The following is a 17040-nucleotide window of genomic DNA, read 5'->3' as shown; positions in this document are numbered from 1 at the left end:
ATCCGGTCGGCGACCTCCTCCAGCGCCGCCCGGCGCCGCGCGGCGATCGCCAGCCGCGCCCCTCGCCCGGCCAGCGCGAACGCGAGCGCGCGGCCGATCCCGCTGGACGCCCCGGTCAGCAGCACCGGAGCCCCGGCCAAGTCGAAACAGGCCATCGGACCTCCCCAAGTTGACTGATTATCAGTCAGTTTGCGAGGCTAGACACGTCCCCGCGGACGCGTCAACCCTGGAGGAACCCGCCGATGACCCGGCCCGACCGCCGCCGGCTGCTCATCGAGGCCGCCGCCGGCCTGTTCGCCGACCGCGCCTACGACGAGATCACCACCACCGAGATCGCCGCGCGGGCGGGCGTCGCCTACGGGCTGATCGCGCACCATTTCGGCAACAAGCGCGGGCTGTACCTGGCGACGATCGCCGCCGCCGCCGACCGGCTGAGGGCCGTCCACGACACCGCGCCGGGCGACGGCACGCCGGGCGAGCGGCTGCGCGGCGCACTCGACCGGCACATCGCCTTCATGCAGGAGAACGCCGCCGGGTTCCTCGCGGTCATGCGCGCCGGCAACGGCTCCGACCCCGAGGTGCGCGCCATCGTCGAGGACCTGCGCTGGCAGGGCGCCCGGCGGCTGCTGGACGCGCTCGGCGCCCCGGACCCGGTGCGGCCCGTCCTGCGCACCGCGATGTGCGGCTGGGTCGGCTGCCTCGACGAGATGATCATCGACCAGCTGCGGCACCGCGACCTGCCCCGCGGCACGCTGGTGGCGCTCGCGGCGGCGACCCTGGCCGCCGCGCTGCGCGCCGCGGCCGAAGCCGACCCCGCCATCGGCCTCGACCCGCGGACCATCGACCTCCTCACCACCTGAGGAGCTCAGATGGTGATCTTGTATCTGCCGAGGATGATCTGGAGGAGCTCGTCGGCGATCTCCTCCAGGGTGGCGTCGACCCATCCGACGACCCAGTCGTGCATCAGCCCGTTCACGGCGCCGATCAGGCCCGCGGCGGCGATGCGGTAGTTGCCCGGGGGCGCCTCGCCGCGCGCGACGGCCTCGTCCGCCACCCGGCTCACGAGGTCGATCCAGACGGCGCGGCGTTCGAGGCGCTGGCGGTCCATGCGGGGGCTGACCCCGACGACCTCGACGTAGGCGATCCGGGCATGGCGCATGTCACCGGTGGCGCCCCTGACGTAGGCGTGCACGTACGCGGTGATCCGCTCCGGCGCGGGGAGGTCCCGGACGTCGGGCAGCACGTCGAGGACGGCCTTCGCGGCGACGTCGTTGACGTACAGGTGGAGGCTGGCGAGCAGGTCCTCCAGCGTGCGGTACTCCTCGTAGAACTGGCGGGTCGACAGCCCGGCCGCCTTGCACAGGTCCCCGAGCCTGGTCGCCCGGTATCCCGGCCCGGCGCCGAACAGCTCCAGGCCCGCCTCGCGGAACCGCTCGCGCCGCTCCGCCCGCCGCTCGGCCGCGTCCCTGCCGCCGTACCGGCCCTCCGCCGGGGTGATCCTTCCTGGCACCGCACCCCCCACCTGGTGATGTCGACAATCGTCCCTTACAGGTCTTGCGCCCTCCGCCGACCCCTGCCTACTATCCAGTAACCAAAATCTGAATAAGGCCTTATTCAGATTTTGCGGGTCCGTGCGGAAGGCGTCCCCGCGCTCCACGCCGAGCGCCGGCCCGAACGCAGAGCAGCTTCACGTTCCCCGCCCGTTCCGGGCACCCACCCCCCTGGAGAGCGAACATGCACGCTGCACCCACCCCTGCCCCGAACACCCCCGCCCGCCGGTTCCGGCGGCTGCGGACGATCGCCGCCGCGGCCGTCCTGGCCGCCGGCGCCGTCGCGCCCGCCGTCGCCTCCGCGGGCACCGCGCACGCGGCGCCCGCCCTCCAGGAGGTGATGTTCGTCGGCAACAACTGGGAGGGCACCGCCGACGTCATCGCGCCCAGCGGCGACTTCCACAAGATCGGCCGGATCAACGTCATCCCCGACAAGGACCAGCGGCTGGCCGCGATCTACCTCAACCCGGCCAACCTGGCCGTCTTCCTCGGCATCCGCCTGACCGCGGGCGAGGGCCACGACCAGTTCGTGGACGACATGTACTCCACCCCCGACGGCACCGCCCTGGTCGCCTCCCGGCCGAGCTTCGGCGACGTCGTCTCCATCGACCTGGCGACCGGCAAGGTGAAGTGGCGGTTCCCGGTCTCCGGCTACCGCTCGGACCACATGGCCCTGTCCCCCGACGGCACCAGGGTTGCGGTCTCGTCGTCGCTGTCCAACAGCGTCTACGTGCTCGACATCAACACCGGCAGGCAGCTCGGCTCGTTCGCCACCGGCGCCAAGCCGCACGAGAACGTCTTCACGCCGGACGGGAAGATCTGGAACATGTCGATCGGCGAGGTCAACAACGATCTCGACGCGCCCTGGCAGGACTTCCTCAAGGGCGACCGGCACATCACCATCGCCGACGCCTCCACCTACAAGGTCGTCAGGACCATCGACATGCGCTCGCGGCTGGACGCCTTCGGCCGCACGGACCTGTCGAACGCCGTCCGCCCGGCGGTCTTCAGCCCCGACTACGGCAAGCTGTACTTCCAGGTCTCCTACTTCAACGGCCTCGTGGAGTACGACGTCGCCACCGACAAGATCACCCGGGTCAAGACGCTGCCGAAGAACCCCGCGACCAGCGACGACCGCACCACGTTCGTCAACGACTCCCGCCACCACGGCCTGTCGATGAGCCCCGGCGGCGACAAGCTCTGCGTCGCCGGGACCATGGACGACTACGCCACCGTCGTCAACCGTGCCACCCTCCAGGAGGGGCCGCTCGTCAGCGCCTCCAAGCCCTACTGGGCGACCGTGAGCGGCGACGGGAAGTCCTGCGTCATCTCCGAGAGCGGCGCCGACCAGGTGACCGCAATCAGCTTCGCCACCGGCCAGAAGACCGTGTCGGTGCCCGTCGGCGACCACCCGCAGCGGGTCCGCATCGCGCACATTCCCGCCGGCTGGACCGGCACCACCGGCTGACGTCCTCCGGGAACCGGGGCGTAGGGCACGCGGGATCGCCCTACGCCCCGCCGGGCTGGACGGCGTTCAGGCGGGGTTCCCGGAGATCCGCTCCGGTGTGAGCAGCACGGCCGTGCGGCGTTCCTCGGCCATCACCCGGTCGTAGGTCGCCCAGTCGTCGTGCGTCCCCCCGGCGGCGGTGAAGATCTCGCGCAGCAGCAGCCGGAGGCGCTCGCCGTCCACGCCCGGCAGCGGATCGCCGGGCCCGGCGAGCTCGACCGGCCCCTCGGCCGCGGCCCACTCCCAGCCGGCCCTGACCACGACGTTCGCGCGCGGCCGCGCCCGCAGGTTGGCCAGCTTGCGGGTGCCGCCGGCGGCGACGAGCCCGACGACCCGCGCGCCGGTGACCGGATGCTCCAGCACCCCCGCGTTGACCACCGACGACTGGATGGTCCCGTCCGGCCGCAGCGTCGACACGACGCACAAGCCGTGGTCGCCCGGAACGAGCCGGGCGAACTTCTCAAGTCCGGTCATCGCGACACACCTCTCCGCCCTGGCATGGGCACCTCATCCGGCTGAACGACAAAGACATGGTCACACGGAGCCGATCGTCCGGTAACGACTGTGCGTGCGCGCCCGATGACAGCTTGCTACCGAGTCGTCCGGAGGTGTTCGCAATGCTCGTGCAGGTGGTGGTCATCGCGGTGGGCGCGTCGCTCGCCGCGGTCCTGGTGTTCGGCGGTCTGGGCAGGATGCGGCCCGAGGCGTGGCGGCAGAGGGACGACGAGGCCGCCGGGACCCTCGTCACCGACGTCGTCAAGACGATGTTCGCGTTCGTCTTCGCGTTCGTGGTGGTGACCACAACGCGCGCGCCGCCGTCCCGGCCGCCGGACCCGCCGAACGTCCCGCTCACCGGGCGGGCGCGCCCTCGACGGCTCCGCCCACGCACCGCCCCGCCCCGCCGGCGACCGATCCCACACAAGGCCCGTCCGACCCGGCGCGGAACCCGAGCGATCCCACGCGCGGGCCGTCCGACCCCACGCGGGACCCGTCCGGCACGCCGCCCACCACCCGAGCGGGGAACCCTCCGCCGACCGACAAGTCCGGTTCCACACGTCCCGGGAACCCGCCGAAGCGCGACACCCCGCCCACCGACGAGCCCCCCACGGACGACCCGCCCACGGATGAGCCGCCCACCGACGATCCGTCCACCGAGACCCCGCCCACAGACGACCCGGAGACGGACGATTCGCCCACGCACGAGACCCCCACGCATGACGGCACGACGGGCACGCGCGACGGTCCGGTGGGCTCGCAGGCGACGCAGCAGCAGGCCACGGCCGTGCAGGTGCAGCCTCAGCAGGAGCGGGCCGTTCCGGCGCAGCCCGTCCAGTCCGGCGTGCCCGGTGAGCCCGGTTAACGGGAGCGCGCGGTGAATCCCGAGGAGCTTCCCGGGCGGGCGCGCTGGCCGCGTCCCGGCGATCCCCGCTGGATCGGCGCCTACGAGGTGCTCGGCTTCCTGGGCGAGGGCGGCATGGGCAGCGTCTTCCTCGGACGCGGGCGGGACGGGACGCTCGTCGCGATCAAGGTCGTCCGGCCGGAGCTGGCGGACGAGCCGTCGTTCCGGGCGCGATTCCGGCGCGAGACGGTCAGCGCGATGGGCGTCCCGCGGTACTCCACGGCGGAGGTCCTGGCGGCCGACCCGGACGCCGACCCGCCGTACCTGGTCACCGAGTTCATCGACGCGCCGACGCTGAAGGAGACGGTGGCGGCCTCGGGCCCGCTGCGCGGCGCCGAGCTCGACCAGCTCGCCGTGGCGATGGCGACGGCCCTGGTCGGCATCCACGCGGCGGGCATCGTCCACCGCGACCTGAAGCCGGGGAACGTGCTGCTGTCGCGGATGGGGCCGCGCGTCATCGACTTCGGCATCGCCAAGCCCGCCGGCGCGACCCGCATCACGGCCGACGACCAGGTGCTCGGGACGCCCGCGTACATGGCGCCCGAGCAGCTCCGCGGCCGTCCGGGACCGGCGTCGGACGTGTTCGCGTGGGGGTGCGTCATGGTGTTCGCCGCGACGGGGCGCCGCCCGTTCGGCGGGACGACCGCGGCGGAGATCGCCAGGGCGGTCCTGCACGGCGAACCCGACCTGACCGGCCTCTCCGGACGGTTGCGCGGTGTCGTCGCGGCCGCCCTGTCCAAGGACCCGAAAGCCCGTCCGGCGCCCGCCGCCCTGCTGGAGATGCTCGGTGTGGCGGCGCCCGTCCCGCTCATCCCCGCTCCAGGACGGCCCGGCGGGGAGATGCCTGCACGGGCCGCCGAACAGCCCGCTGGACGGGACGCCGGAGGCACGGGCGGGCAGAACATCGAAGGGACGCGTACGGATCAGGGCCCGCGACCTCCCGGCGGGAGGATGGCGACGCGATCGGACGAGACGTCGGCGGGCGACATCTGGCCCACCTGGACACCGCCGAAACCGAGGAAGCGCCGCCGCTGGCCCGCCGTCGCGGCGACCGTCCTCCTGCTCTGCGGGGTCCTGGCCGTGCTGTACCTCCGTGGCCGTCCGGCCCTGGAGGTGACCGCGGTGTCGGTCCGTCCGGACAAGGCCAGACACGGCTGCGGGACGACCGTCGACCTGACCGGGACGCTGACCACCAACGGCGCTTCCGGTGAGATCGAATACCAGTGGAAGCGCAGTGACCAGAAGGCGCCGGGCCCCCGCCTCACCGAGAACGTCAAGAGCGGCGAGAAAACGGCGATGGTCCATCTGCTTTGGCGGATCAGCGGTCCCGGTAAACGCCAATTCACCGCGACCCTGATGATCCTGAATCCGTCGGCGGCGCGGGAATCGGCGACCTTCACCTATAACTGCAAGAGCAGATGACCGTGCCGTGAGGCGCCCGGAGGTTCAGACCATGTACTGGTCGTGCCTCAGGTAGAGGTCCGTCCATTCCTCGTCGCTGAGCGTCCGCCCGGTGGAGGCGATCTCGGCGAGTTCCTCGAAGTAGCCTTCGCGGGGGGCGCCGGGCGTGAACAGCAGCAGCATCGACGCGGGCTCGCCCGACTCGTTGCGGAAGGCGTGCACGCCGCCCTCGGGGACGAACAGGAAGTCGCCCGGCGCCGTGTCCTTCCACCCGTCGCCGTCGTAGAGCCTGATCGTGCCGGTCAGGACGTAGAACGACTCGGTGATCGTCCGGTGGAAGTGCGGGGACGGGCCGGACGGCTCCGGTCCCATCTCCCACCGGTACAGGCCGAACGCGCCGTTCGTGGAGCCGCCCGTCCCGAGGTAGTGGACCTTCGTCCCCTGGAACCCGCCGTCGGCGTCCTGGCGGCCGAGCAGCAGGTCGGGTCCCGCGTCGGCGGCCCGGTACACGGCGCTGTGCTCGCCGTCCGCACCGAGGTACCGGGGGTCCGGATACGACATCTCTCCTCCTCCGGGCCCCGGATCATGGCGGGGCCCGGGCGATCTTAGAGGACGGACCGCGCGCCGGTCAGTCCCCCGCGCCCTCCGCGTCCTCCGCGGACTCCTCCCGGGGTTTCGCGTCCTCCGTAGGGGGCGCGGTGAGCCAGGCCTCCAGGCCGTCGAGAAGGCGCCGCAGGCCGAACTCGAAGGTGTCGTCGTGGTTCTGCCGCATGTCGACGGCGCGGTCGCGGTTCTCCCGCCACCATTCGAGGAAGTTCGGGTACGCGGCGCCGGCCTGCTCCAGGTAGGGGCCGAGCTGCTCGCCGACCTGGTCGCCGTCCGCGCCGCTCCGGGCGGCGACCCTGCGGTACGCGACCTCGCCGGTGGCCGTGCCGACGGCGTGGGACATCAGCAGCGAGCCGGCCCAGGCGATCTCCGGGCCGCGGAACCCCGCGGCGCGGAACATCGCGATCGCGCGGTCGCTCGTCCGCATGGCGCGGGGGCCGATGTTCGGCTGCTCGCCCAGGATCGCGGTCGTCCAGGGGTGGCGCAGGATCATGGCGCGCATCCCGCGGGAGAACTCCGCCGCCGCGGCCCGCCAGTCGCCCCCGGCGACGTCCGGGACCGCGACCTCGCCCATGACCTCGTCGAGGACCAGTTCGAGCAGTTCGTCCTTGTTCGCCACGTAGAAGTAGAGGGACGTGGCGCCCGCGCCGATCATGGCGGCGAGCCGGCGCATGCTCAGCCCGTCCAGGCCCTCGGCGTCGAGCAGCTCGACCGCCGCGCGCACGATCTCGTCGCGGCTGAGCTGCGGCCTGCCCCGGCGGGACCGGTCCGGACGCAGCCAGACCGAGCCGGCGGCGGGATCGGAGGTCGGGGCCATGTCGGGGGTGTCCTTCGGGCGACGGCTTTCCGGGCAGTCTACCGTCTTGCGAACGATGTACGAATCTTAGTACAGTGTGCGAAAAGTAGTGCGCTGTTCTGCGGCCACGACTCCGGCGACCACGGGTCCGGGCCTTCCCGGACGGCGCCGCGACAGCCGTCCGCAGCAGCCCGAGGGGGAGCCATGCCGGCCCCACACCCGCGCCGATGGTTCATCCTCGGTGTCCTGTGCCTGAGCCTGCTCGTCGTCGTCATCGACAACACCGTGCTCAACGTCGCCATCCCGGCGCTGATCCGGAACCTCCACGCGAGCAGCGCCGACGTCCAGTGGATCCTGGACGCCTACATCGTGGCGTTCGCCGGGCTCCTGCTGACGGCGGGCGCCCTGTCCGACCGGTACGGCCGCCGCCGCGGGCTGATCGCCGGGCTCGTGCTGTTCGGCGGCGCGTCGGTGCCCGCCGCGCTGGCCGGCAGCGCCGGAGAGCTGATCGCCGCCCGCGCGTTGATGGGCGTCGGGGCGGCCTTCCTCATGCCGGGCACGCTGTCGATCCTCACCACGGTCTTCGGCGACGACGAGCGCAAGAAGGCCATCGCCATCTGGTTCGCGGTGCTCATGCTCGGCGCGCTCGGCGGGCCGCTGCTCGGCGGCCTGCTGCTGGAGCACTTCTGGTGGGGCTCGGTGTTCCTGATCAACATCCCGATCGCGGTGCTCGCCATCGCCGCCGCGCTCCTCGTCATCCCCGAGTCGCGCGGGCCGGCCGCCCGCCCCGACCTTCCCGGCGCGGTGCTGTCCACGGTCGGCATGACGGCCCTCGTCTGGGCCGTCATCTGCATCCCGCGGGACGGCTGGTCGTCCGGGCAGGTCCGCGCGGGCTTCGCCGTGGCCGTCGTGGCGCTCGCGGGCTTCGCCGGGTGGGAGCGGCGCGTCCGCGAGCCGATGCTGCCGGTGAGGCTGTTCCGCGACCGGAACTTCAGCGGTGCGAGCATGTCGATCGTCCTGCTGTCGTTCTCCACGGGCGGCCTCATGCTCGCCCTCACGCAGTACCTCCAGTTCGTCCTGGGCTTCGGCCCGATGAAGACCGGCGTCGCGTTCATCCCGATGGTGGTCTGCGTGATGGCCTTCAACGGCGTCGGCGTGCTCGTCGACAAGCGGGTCGGCGCCCGCGTCGCGCTGTCGCTCGGCCTCCTCGGCCTCACCGCCGGGTTCGGGCTGCTCGCGACGGTCTCACCGGGCGACGGCTACCGGCACCTCGTCGTCGCCCTCGTCGTCATGGGCGTCGGCTGCGGCATCGCGGGCCCGCCCGCCTACGGCACCCTGCTCGGCGCCCTGCCGGCCGAGCGCGCCGGTGTCGGCTCCGCCGTCAACGACACCGTCCAGCAGGTGGGGCAGGCGCTCAGCGTGGCGGTGCTCGGCAGCGTCCTCACCGCCGCCTACGCCCGCGCCCTGCCGGACGGCGTCGCCGGTCCGGCCCGCGACTCGATCGGCGACGCGCTCGCCGTCGCGGCCGCCCGCGGTGACGCCGCCCTCGCCGTCACCGCGAGGCACGCCTTCACCGACGCCATGGCGGTCACCGCCGTGGCCGGCGCCGCCGCCGGGCTCGGCGGCGCGCTGATCGCCTTCCTCGTCCTGCGCCCCGCCCCGCGGACGCCTCCCGCCCCGCCGCCCGCCCCGGAAACCGCCCCGGAAGCCGCCCCGAAAACCGCCACAGTCCCGTCCCCGAGGCGTCCGGGAGTGGTCACCGACCCCACGACTCCGAAAGCCGTCGCCGCGCCTTTACCCCGGGCGGCCACGGGACGCCCGCTCGCCGCGGGCCTCACCGCGTCCGCCACGACCATCGCGGCGCTTCGCCTCATGTGGCGGATGAGCCTGTTCGTCGCGCTGCCCCTGGCGTCGGGCATCGGACGCCCTCCCGCGACGGCCGGCGCGGTGATCGCCGCGTCGCTCCGGGGCGCCGTGCGGCTCGCCGCGCGCTCGGGTCTCCGCTTCGCGCGCACCTGGTTCCGGACACGGCCGCGGCACCGTTGAGGCGCGTACGCGCCTGACCACGACCGGTCATCGGACGGGGTCGCCGGGGCGGATGGGGCACGCTGTGGGCGGCCCCCGAAGGTCCAGGGGGCGGCGGACGGGTCTTGGGGGAGGACGCCGGTGCGGCCTGAACTCAGCGTCAACCGGTTCCTCGGCGCGTCGGACGAACCGTCCGGGCCGGGGGACGACGGGGTGTCGATCATCGTGGTCACCTACCGGAGCGCCCGGTACATCGAGGACTGCGCGAGCGCGCTCCGCGCCGCCGTCGGCGGGGTCCCGGCCGAGCTCCTCATCGTGGACAACGACTCCCGGGACGAGACGGCGGACGTCGCGCGGAAGGCGGCCCCGGACGCACGGGTCGTGGAAACAGGCCATAACGGGGGGTTCGCGTACGGCTGCCACGAGGGGGCGAAGCGGGCGCGGTTCCCGTGGCTGGTGTTCGTCAACCCGGACGCGGCGCCCGCGCCGGGGAGCATCGCGGCCCTGCTGGAGTGCGCGCGCGCCGAGCCGGGCGCCGGGATCGTCGGCGGACGGTGCGTCGCGTCCGACGGCTCGGCGGATCCGCGCTCGTGGTGGGGGCGGCCGGGGCTGTGGTCGACGTTCTGCTTCGCGTTCCTGCTCAGCTCGCTGTTCCCCGGCAGCCGCCTGTTCGACCCGGAGTCGCCGCGGCCGTGGGCGGAGGGCACGGAGACGCGCCGCGTGCCGGTGGTCACGGGCGGCTTCATGCTCGTCGCGCGGCGGGTCTGGGACGAGACGGGCGGCTTCGACCGCGGCTTCTTCATGTACGGCGAGGACGCCGACCTGTGCCTGCGGGCCGCCGCCCACGGCTACCGGCCGATGGTGACCGGACGGGCCGCCTACCGGCACGAGGTCGGCGCGTCGTCAAGCGGCATCGGCAAGCTCGTGCTGCTGTTCACGGGGAAGGCGACGCTGCTGCGGCGGCACCTGCGGCCCGGGACGCGTTCCGCCGGGGTGGCGCTGCTCGCCGTCGGGGTGTTCCTGCGGGCGGCGCTGAGCCGGCTGGCCGCCGCCCGTCCCGAGCGGCAGGGGCGCCCGACCGCGCGGGGGGAGGACTGGCGCCTGCTCTGGGCGGCGCGCCGCCAGTGGCTCCGCGGCTGGCCCCCCGCCCGAACCGGGACGCGATGACCCGCGCGCTAGGTGCGGCTGCTTTCGTCGCGTTGCCAGGTGTTGTAGTCGCCTCGCTTGCGGGCGCGGCGGGCGCGGGTGATGACCGCGACCGCGAGGAAGACGGCGACGTGGGGGGCGAGGCGGGGGTCACGGCGGACGAGGGCGGCGAGGTCGGCGGGGCCGGTGCGGGCGGAGCCGCCCGGCTGGCGGAGGTCGGCGCGTTCGAGCTGCTCGACGCCCGCGGCGGCCCGCTCGCGGCGGCGCAGCAGGTCGCCGAAGGTGCGCGGCGGGTGGACGGTCACGAACGCCGACCCGACGACGGCGCGCTCCGCGGCGGCGAAGGCCAGCGAGGAGGCGAGGTCGTCCGCGATGACGCCGGGCAGCGCGGCGAGGCGGGCGTGGCCCTCGCCGGTGACGGCGACGACGCCGCGGCCGAACAGGCCGCCGCGGACCTCGGGCAGCCGCGTCCACACCCGGTAGTAGGAGCGGACGGGCCACGGCCGGCCCGTCATGTCCAGGCGGCGGGACGGCGCGGCGGCGGCCACACCCGGCCGCTCCAGGGCGGCGGTGAGCGCGCGGACGTCGTCCGTGCGCAGCTCGACGTCGGCGTCCACGTAGAGGCGGGGGAAGCGGCGGGCGGCCTCGTCGCCGAGCCGCAGCGCGGCGGCCTTCGACGGCTCCGGCGCCTCCACCACCCGGACGGCCGGGCCGTAGGACGCCGCGATCCGCGCGGTGCCGTCGGTGCAGCCGTTGGGCACGACGACGATGTCGAGCTCGTCCGGTTCCGCCGTGCCCAGCAGGCCGTCCAGCAGGCGGCCGAGGACGCGCTCCTCGTTGTGCGCGGGGATCACGATGCTCACCACAAGTGGGAAGTATGAACCAGCGACCCTCCCGGAGGCACCCCATGGGCGCAGCCCGCATCCTTCCGAGCGCGGACGTGGACGAGCGCGCCGTCCTCGGCGACGGGACCACGGTCTGGCATCTGGCGCAGGTGCGCGAGGACGCCCGGCTCGGCCGCGACTGCATCGTCGGTCGGGGCGCCTATGTAGGGCCTGGCGTGCGGATCGGCGACGAGGTGAAGCTCCAGAACCACGCGCTGGTGTACGAGCCGGCGGTGCTGGAGGACGGGGTGTTCATCGGCCCGGCGGTGGTGCTGACCAACGACCCGTACCCGCGCTCGTCGGAGGTGGACGGTGGCCTGAAGCGGCCGGGGGACTGGACCGCGCTGGGCGTGACGGTGCGGGAGGGCGCGTCGGTCGGCGCGCGGGCGGTCGTGGTCGCGGGACGGACGGTCGGCCGGTACGCCCTCGTCGGCGCGGGCGCCGTGGTGACGCGGGACGTCCCGGACTTCGCGCTCGTGGTCGGCAATCCGGCCCGGCGGGCCGGCTGGGTCGGGCGGGCCGGGGTGCCGCTGGAGAAGGCGCCGGAGGGTCCGGGAAATGCGGAGGCGGAGATCCTTTGGCGGTGCCCGCGGACGGGGGAGCGGTACATCGAATGCGGCGGACGCCTGACGCTCGCCGCGAGGTGACGTCCGGGCCGGGCCAGGCCACCACCGGCCAATCGCAAGGTGACCGGCGCATTCGACCTTATAGTCGGAGTGCTTTCGGGCGCGGGCTTTATGGAAGTCGGTAATCGGAGCGGACCTGGGTTCTCGCTTCGGCATCCCGGGTTTTCGCTCACGGGGTGGGGCCGGAGGGGGAACAATGGTCTTGGTGCGGGTGTCGTGAAAGGGCGGACGAGGCGGCGCGGGGGCCGCGGGGCCGTTCTGGCGGTGATCGTGTTCGCGCTGGTGGCGACGGGTCTGGCGGCCCTGGCGCAGCCGCCGGTGCGGGCCGCCGCGGGGCCGTGCGACAGCGGCGGCAATCCGGTGGCGTGCGAGAATTCCAAGCCGGGATCACCGTCCTCGGAGTGGGAGAAGATCTCCGGGGCCGGACAGACGATCGAGGGTTTTGCGGCGGCCTTCAGCGTCAATGTCGGGCAGCAGGTCCAGTTCAAAGTCAACACGCCCGCGCGGTCGTACTCGATCGATATCTACCGTATGGGCTATTACGGCGGCGACGGTGCCCGAAAGATCGGCTCGGTGTCGCCGTCGGCGCCGCTTCCGCAGCAGCAGCCGTCCTGCCAGAGCGACGACGCGACCGGTCTGGTCGACTGCGGCAACTGGGGCGTGTCGGCGAGCTGGACGGTCCCGTCCGACGCGGTGTCGGGGGTCTACTTCGCGCACATCACGCGCACCGACGGCACCGAGGACGACAACCACGTCATGTTCGTCGTCCGGAACGACGCGAGCCACTCGGACCTGCTGTTCAAGACGTCCGACGCGACCTGGCAGGCCTACAACCGGTGGGGCGGCAACAGCCTGTACTTCGGCGACAGCACCGCCGCGCCGGGCCGTGCGGTGAAGGTCAGCTACAACCGGCCGTTCGACACGCGCGAGGGCACCCCGTGGGGGCGGGACTTCGTGTTCGCGAACGAGTACCCGATGATCCGCTTCCTGGAGGCGAACGGGTACGACGTCAGCTACATGGCGAGCGCCGACGTCGACCAGCGCGGCGCGCTGCTGAGGAACCACAAGACGTTCCTGTCGGTGGGGCATGACGAGTACTGGTCGGGCGCCGAGCGCGCCAACGTGGAGGCGGCCCGCGACGCCGGGCTCAGCCTCGCGTTCTTCAGCGGTAACGAGGTGTTCTGGAAGACCCGCTGGGAGGCGGGCGCCGGCAACGTCCCCTATCGGACGCTGGTCACCTACAAGGAGACGCGCGACAACACGCGGACCGACCCGACCGGGACGTGGACGGGGAGCTGGCGAGATCCGCGGTTCAGCCCGCCCGCCGACGGGGGCCGCCCGGAGAACGGGCTGACGGGTTCGATCTGGACGGTGAACTGCTGCGGCGTGGCGATGAAGGTGCCCGCGGCGGACGGGAAGATGCGGCTTTGGCGGGGCACGGCCGCCGGGAGCCAGACGTCCGGGACGCTGACGCTCGCCGACCAGACGCTCGGCTACGAGTGGGACGAGGACCTCGACAACGGCGCCCGCCCGGCGGGGTTGTTCCGGATGTCCACGACGACCGCGGACGTGCCGGAGAAGCTCATCGACTACGGCTCGAACGTCGCGGCCGGCACCGCGACCCACCATCTGACGATGTACAGGGCGCCGAGCGGAGCGCTCGTGTTCGGCGCCGGAACGGTGCAGTGGTCGTGGGGCCTGGACGCGACGCACGACGGGCCGTCGGACGCGCCGACCGCGCCGGACGCGAGCATCCGGCAGGCGACGGTCAACCTGTTCGCGGACATGGGCGTGCAGCCGTACGCGCTCCAGACCGGCCTGACCCGCGCGACGGCGTCCCTCGACCACATCGCGCCGGTGTCGGCGGTGACGTCGCCGACGCCCGGCACGCAGATCGTGAACGGCCGGACGGTGACGGTCACCGGGACGGCGACCGACGCCGGCGGCCAGGTCGGCGGCGTCGAGGTGTCCACCGACGGAGGGTCCACGTGGCATCCGGCCGAGGGCCGCGGGACGTGGACGTACAAGTGGGACGCGACCGGCAACGGGCCGGTCACCATCAGGACCCGCGCGGTCGACGACAGCGGGAACATCGAGACCCCGGGCGCCGGGGTGCAGGTCGGCGTCGGCTGCCCCTGCCGCCTGTTCGGCGATTCCGCCGTCCCGGCGATGCCCGCCGACAGCGACACCACGTCCCTCGAAGCCGGGGTGAAGTTCACGTCCTCGGTTTCGGGCTGGGCGACCGGCGTCCGGTTCTACAAAGGCACGGGCAACACCGGCACGCACACCGGGAGCCTGTGGAAGGCGGACGGGACGCGGCTCGCGACGACGACGTTCACCGGCGAGACCGCGTCCGGGTGGCAGAACGCCACGTTCCCGTCCGCCGTGCAGCTCGACGCGGGCACGACGTACATCGTGTCGTACTTCGCGCCGAACGGGCATTACGCCGCCGACGCGAACTTCTTCTCGCTGAACGACTACGCGCGCCCGCCGCTGACCGCGCCGAAGGCGCGGACGGACAGCGGCAACGGCGTGTACCGGGCGGGGAGCAGCGGGTTCCCGACGTCCACCTACAAGGGCGGCAACTACTACGTGGACGTGGTGTTCGCGACGGTGAAGCCGCCGGACACGATGCCCCCGACCGTCGTCGACAACACCCCGTACGCGGGCTCGTCCAGCGTGAAGACGTCGCTGAAGCCGACCGTGACGTTCAGCGAGCCGATCCAGGCGGGCACGGCGTCGTTCACGCTGAAGGACGGCACGACGACGGTCCCGGCGACGGCGAGCATGGACGCGTCCCGGACGGTCATGACCCTCACCCCGTCCTCGCCGCTGCCCGCCGCGACGAAGCTCACCGCGACCGTCACGGGCGCCAAAGACGACGCGGGCAACGCGATGCAGGACTTCACCTACGCGTTCACGACGGCGAAGGCGACGCCGCAGCCCGGGGTGTGCCCGTGCAGCATCTGGGCGGACGACACGGCGCCCGCGATCGAGGGCGTCGCCGACGGGAACGAGCTGGAGCTCGGCGTGCGGTTCACCGCCGACGCCGACGGGTTCGTCAAGGGCGTCCGGTTCTACAAGGGCCGCAACAACGACGGCACGCACATCGGCACGCTGTGGACGGCGGCGGGGCAGCAGCTCGCGAACGCGACGTTCGCGAACGAGTCCACGCTCGGCTGGCAGGAGGTCACGTTCTCCACGCCCGTCCAGGTGACCGCCGGGACGACCTATGTCGCCTCGTACCACACCACCAAGGGCTGGTACTCGGCCGACTATGGCGGGCTCGGCCGCGCGGCCGACAACCCGCCGCTGCACGCGCTCGCCGACGGCAACGGCGGCGGGAACGGCGTGTTCAAGTACGGCGCGCGCGGGTTCCCGAACCAGACGTCCGGGTCCACGAACTACTGGGTGGACGTCGTGTTCTCGCCGCCGCCGGACACGACCCCGCCGGCCGTCGCGGCGAAGAGCCCGGGGAACGACGCGACGAGCGTCCCGACGGGCGGGAAGGTCGCGGTGACCTTCAACGAGGCGGTCCGGTCCGGGTCCCCGGTGTTCGCCCTGAAGGGGCCCGGCGGGCAGGCGGTCGCGGGGACGTCCGCGCTGGACGCCTCGGGACGGGTCCTGACGTTCACGCCGTCCAGCGGGCTCGCGGCCGCGACGACCTACACGGCGAGCGTCACCGGCGCCAAGGACACCGCGGGCAACACGATGACGGCGACGACGCAGTGGTCGTTCACCACGTCCGGGTCGTGCCCGTGCACGCTGTTCCCGAGCGACGCCGCGCCGGGCACGCCCGCGTCCACCGACGGCGGCGCGGTCGAGGTGGGCGTCAAGTTCACCACCGACCAGGCCGGATGGATCTCGGGCGTCCGCTTCTACAAGGGGGCGGGCAACACCGGCACGCACACCGGCACGCTCTGGCGGGCGGACGGCACGCGCCTCGGCACCGGGACGTTCACCGGGGAGAGCGCGTCCGGCTGGCAGACGATGACGTTCTCCGCGCCCGTCCAGGTGACCGCCGGGACCACCTACGTCGCGTCCTACTTCGCGCCGAAGGGGCACTACGCGGTCGACGGCGGCTCGTTCGGCAACGCCTACGACAACGCGCCGCTGCACGCGCCGTCCAGTGACGCCGCGGGCGGGAACGGCGTGTACGCCTACAGCGCGACGTCGCGGTTCCCGAACCAGACGTACGGCGCCGCGAACTACTGGGTGGACCCGGTGTTCTCCGTCGCGGCGCCCGGCGACACGACCCCGCCGACCATCGACGCGGTCAGCCCGGTGAACGGCGCGACCAGCGTGCCGCGCGCCGTCCACCCGTCCGTCACGTTCGACGAGGCCGTGCAGGGCGCCACGGTGCAGTTCACGGTCACCGGCCCCGGCGGCACCGCCGTGCCCGGCTCGGTGAGCTACGACCCGGCCACCCGGACGTCGTCGTTCACCCCGTCCGCCGCGCTCGGCTGGAAGACGGCCTACACGGTGAAGGTCGACGGCGCGAAGGACCTCGCGGGCAACACGCTCGCCGCGTCGCGGACCTGGTCGTTCACCACGGCGAAGCAGACCACGCCGGGCACCTGCCCGTGCTCGGTCTGGTCGGACGAGGACCAGCCGCAGGTCCCGGACGTCGACGACTCCGGATCGGTGGAGCTCGGGATGAAGTTCCGCACCGACTCCGACGGGTGGGTCACCGGCGTCCGCTTCTACAAGGGCCCCGGGAACACCGGGACGCACACCGGCAGCCTCTGGAAGGCCGACGGGACGCGGCTCGCCACCGCGACGTTCGGCGCCGAGTCCGCCGCGGGCTGGCAGGAGGTCGCGTTCTCCACGCCCGTCCAGGTGACGGCCGGGACCACCTACGTCGTGTCATACCTGGCGCCCAACGGGCACTACGCCGCCGACATCAACGGATTCGCGAACGCCGGCGTGGACGCGCCGCCCCTGCACGCGCTGCGCAACGGCACCGACGGGGCCAACGGCGTCTACGCCTACGGATCCGGGGGCTTCCCCGCGAGTCCGTCCGCCTCCAACTACTGGGTCGACCCGGTCTTCACGACGACCCAGCCCTGAGCCGCCCACCCCGAGCCCCCGAACCAGAGG

Annotated in this window: 13 protein-coding genes; 7 read left to right on the top strand and 6 right to left on the bottom strand. The window is 73.2% G+C overall.

Annotated elements, in window-relative coordinates:
- A partial coding sequence (locus E1300_RS25940) for an SDR family NAD(P)-dependent oxidoreductase (RefSeq protein ID WP_131759680.1) occupies positions 1 to 155 on the bottom strand: 155 nt, incomplete at its 3' end.
- 87 nt (positions 156 to 242) lie between these two features.
- Between E1300_RS25940 and E1300_RS25935 the strand changes: the two genes are divergently transcribed.
- The gene (locus E1300_RS25935) at positions 243 to 860 is read left to right on the top strand and encodes a TetR/AcrR family transcriptional regulator (protein WP_131759679.1); all 618 of its coding nucleotides are present in this window, start codon (positions 243 to 245) and stop codon (positions 858 to 860) included.
- 5 nt (positions 861 to 865) lie between these two features.
- On the opposite strand, the gene E1300_RS25930 is transcribed toward E1300_RS25935, so the two are convergent.
- Entirely contained in the window at positions 866 to 1510 is a 645-nt protein-coding gene (locus E1300_RS25930) for a TetR/AcrR family transcriptional regulator (protein ID WP_131759678.1), read from the bottom strand.
- 224 nt (positions 1511 to 1734) lie between these two features.
- On the opposite strand from E1300_RS25930, the gene E1300_RS25925 reads away from it, so the two are divergent.
- Complete coding sequence (locus E1300_RS25925; protein ID WP_131759677.1) at positions 1735 to 3018, top strand: PQQ-binding-like beta-propeller repeat protein; 1284 nt, start codon at positions 1735 to 1737, stop codon at positions 3016 to 3018.
- A 66-nt stretch (positions 3019 to 3084) separates the two neighbouring features.
- On the opposite strand, the gene E1300_RS25920 is transcribed toward E1300_RS25925, so the two are convergent.
- Positions 3085 to 3531 (bottom strand): pyridoxamine 5'-phosphate oxidase family protein, encoded by a 447-nt coding sequence (locus E1300_RS25920; RefSeq protein ID WP_131759676.1) that lies wholly within the window; start codon positions 3529 to 3531, stop codon positions 3085 to 3087.
- A gap of 898 nt (positions 3532 to 4429) precedes the next feature.
- On the opposite strand from E1300_RS25920, the gene E1300_RS25915 reads away from it, so the two are divergent.
- On the top strand, positions 4430 to 5878 hold the full coding sequence (locus tag E1300_RS25915) for a serine/threonine-protein kinase (RefSeq protein ID WP_131759675.1): 1449 nt from the start codon (positions 4430 to 4432) through the stop codon (positions 5876 to 5878).
- 24 nt (positions 5879 to 5902) lie between these two features.
- Here the strand turns inward: E1300_RS25915 and E1300_RS25910 are convergent, their stop codons facing one another.
- Positions 5903 to 6418 (bottom strand): cupin domain-containing protein, encoded by a 516-nt coding sequence (locus E1300_RS25910; RefSeq protein ID WP_131759674.1) that lies wholly within the window; start codon positions 6416 to 6418, stop codon positions 5903 to 5905.
- Positions 6419 to 6485: 67 nt separating this feature from the next.
- The gene (locus tag E1300_RS25905; protein WP_131759673.1) at positions 6486 to 7280 is read right to left on the bottom strand and encodes a TetR/AcrR family transcriptional regulator; all 795 of its coding nucleotides are present in this window, start codon (positions 7278 to 7280) and stop codon (positions 6486 to 6488) included.
- A gap of 183 nt (positions 7281 to 7463) precedes the next feature.
- Between E1300_RS25905 and E1300_RS25900 the strand changes: the two genes are divergently transcribed.
- On the top strand, positions 7464 to 9305 hold the full coding sequence (locus E1300_RS25900; RefSeq protein ID WP_131759672.1) for an MFS transporter: 1842 nt from the start codon (positions 7464 to 7466) through the stop codon (positions 9303 to 9305).
- Positions 9306 to 9425: 120 nt separating this feature from the next.
- On the top strand, positions 9426 to 10451 hold the full coding sequence (locus E1300_RS25895; RefSeq protein ID WP_131759671.1) for a glycosyltransferase family 2 protein: 1026 nt from the start codon (positions 9426 to 9428) through the stop codon (positions 10449 to 10451).
- Positions 10452 to 10459: 8 nt separating this feature from the next.
- Here E1300_RS25895 and E1300_RS25890 read toward each other — a convergent pair whose 3' ends face one another.
- Positions 10460 to 11293 carry a glycosyltransferase gene (locus E1300_RS25890; protein ID WP_207399956.1) on the bottom strand — a complete coding sequence of 278 codons (834 nt, stop codon included), beginning with the start codon at positions 11291 to 11293 and terminating at the stop codon, positions 10460 to 10462.
- A gap of 44 nt (positions 11294 to 11337) precedes the next feature.
- Between E1300_RS25890 and E1300_RS25885 the strand changes: the two genes are divergently transcribed.
- Both E1300_RS25885 and E1300_RS25880 read left to right on the top strand, forming a co-directional pair.
- Positions 11338 to 11961: an acyltransferase gene (locus E1300_RS25885; protein WP_131759669.1), complete on the top strand. Its 624-nt coding sequence runs from the start codon at positions 11338 to 11340 to the stop codon at positions 11959 to 11961.
- 243 nt (positions 11962 to 12204) lie between these two features.
- Positions 12205 to 17010: a DUF4082 domain-containing protein gene (locus tag E1300_RS25880; RefSeq protein WP_131759668.1), complete on the top strand. Its 4806-nt coding sequence runs from the start codon at positions 12205 to 12207 to the stop codon at positions 17008 to 17010.
- The last annotated feature ends 30 nt before the right edge of the window (positions 17011 to 17040 follow it).

The sequence above is a fragment of the Actinomadura fibrosa genome (assembly GCF_900659615.1).
Lineage (GTDB): Bacteria > Actinomycetota > Actinomycetes > Streptosporangiales > Streptosporangiaceae > Spirillospora > Spirillospora fibrosa.
This window is presented reverse-complemented; position numbering and strand designations above follow the sequence as displayed.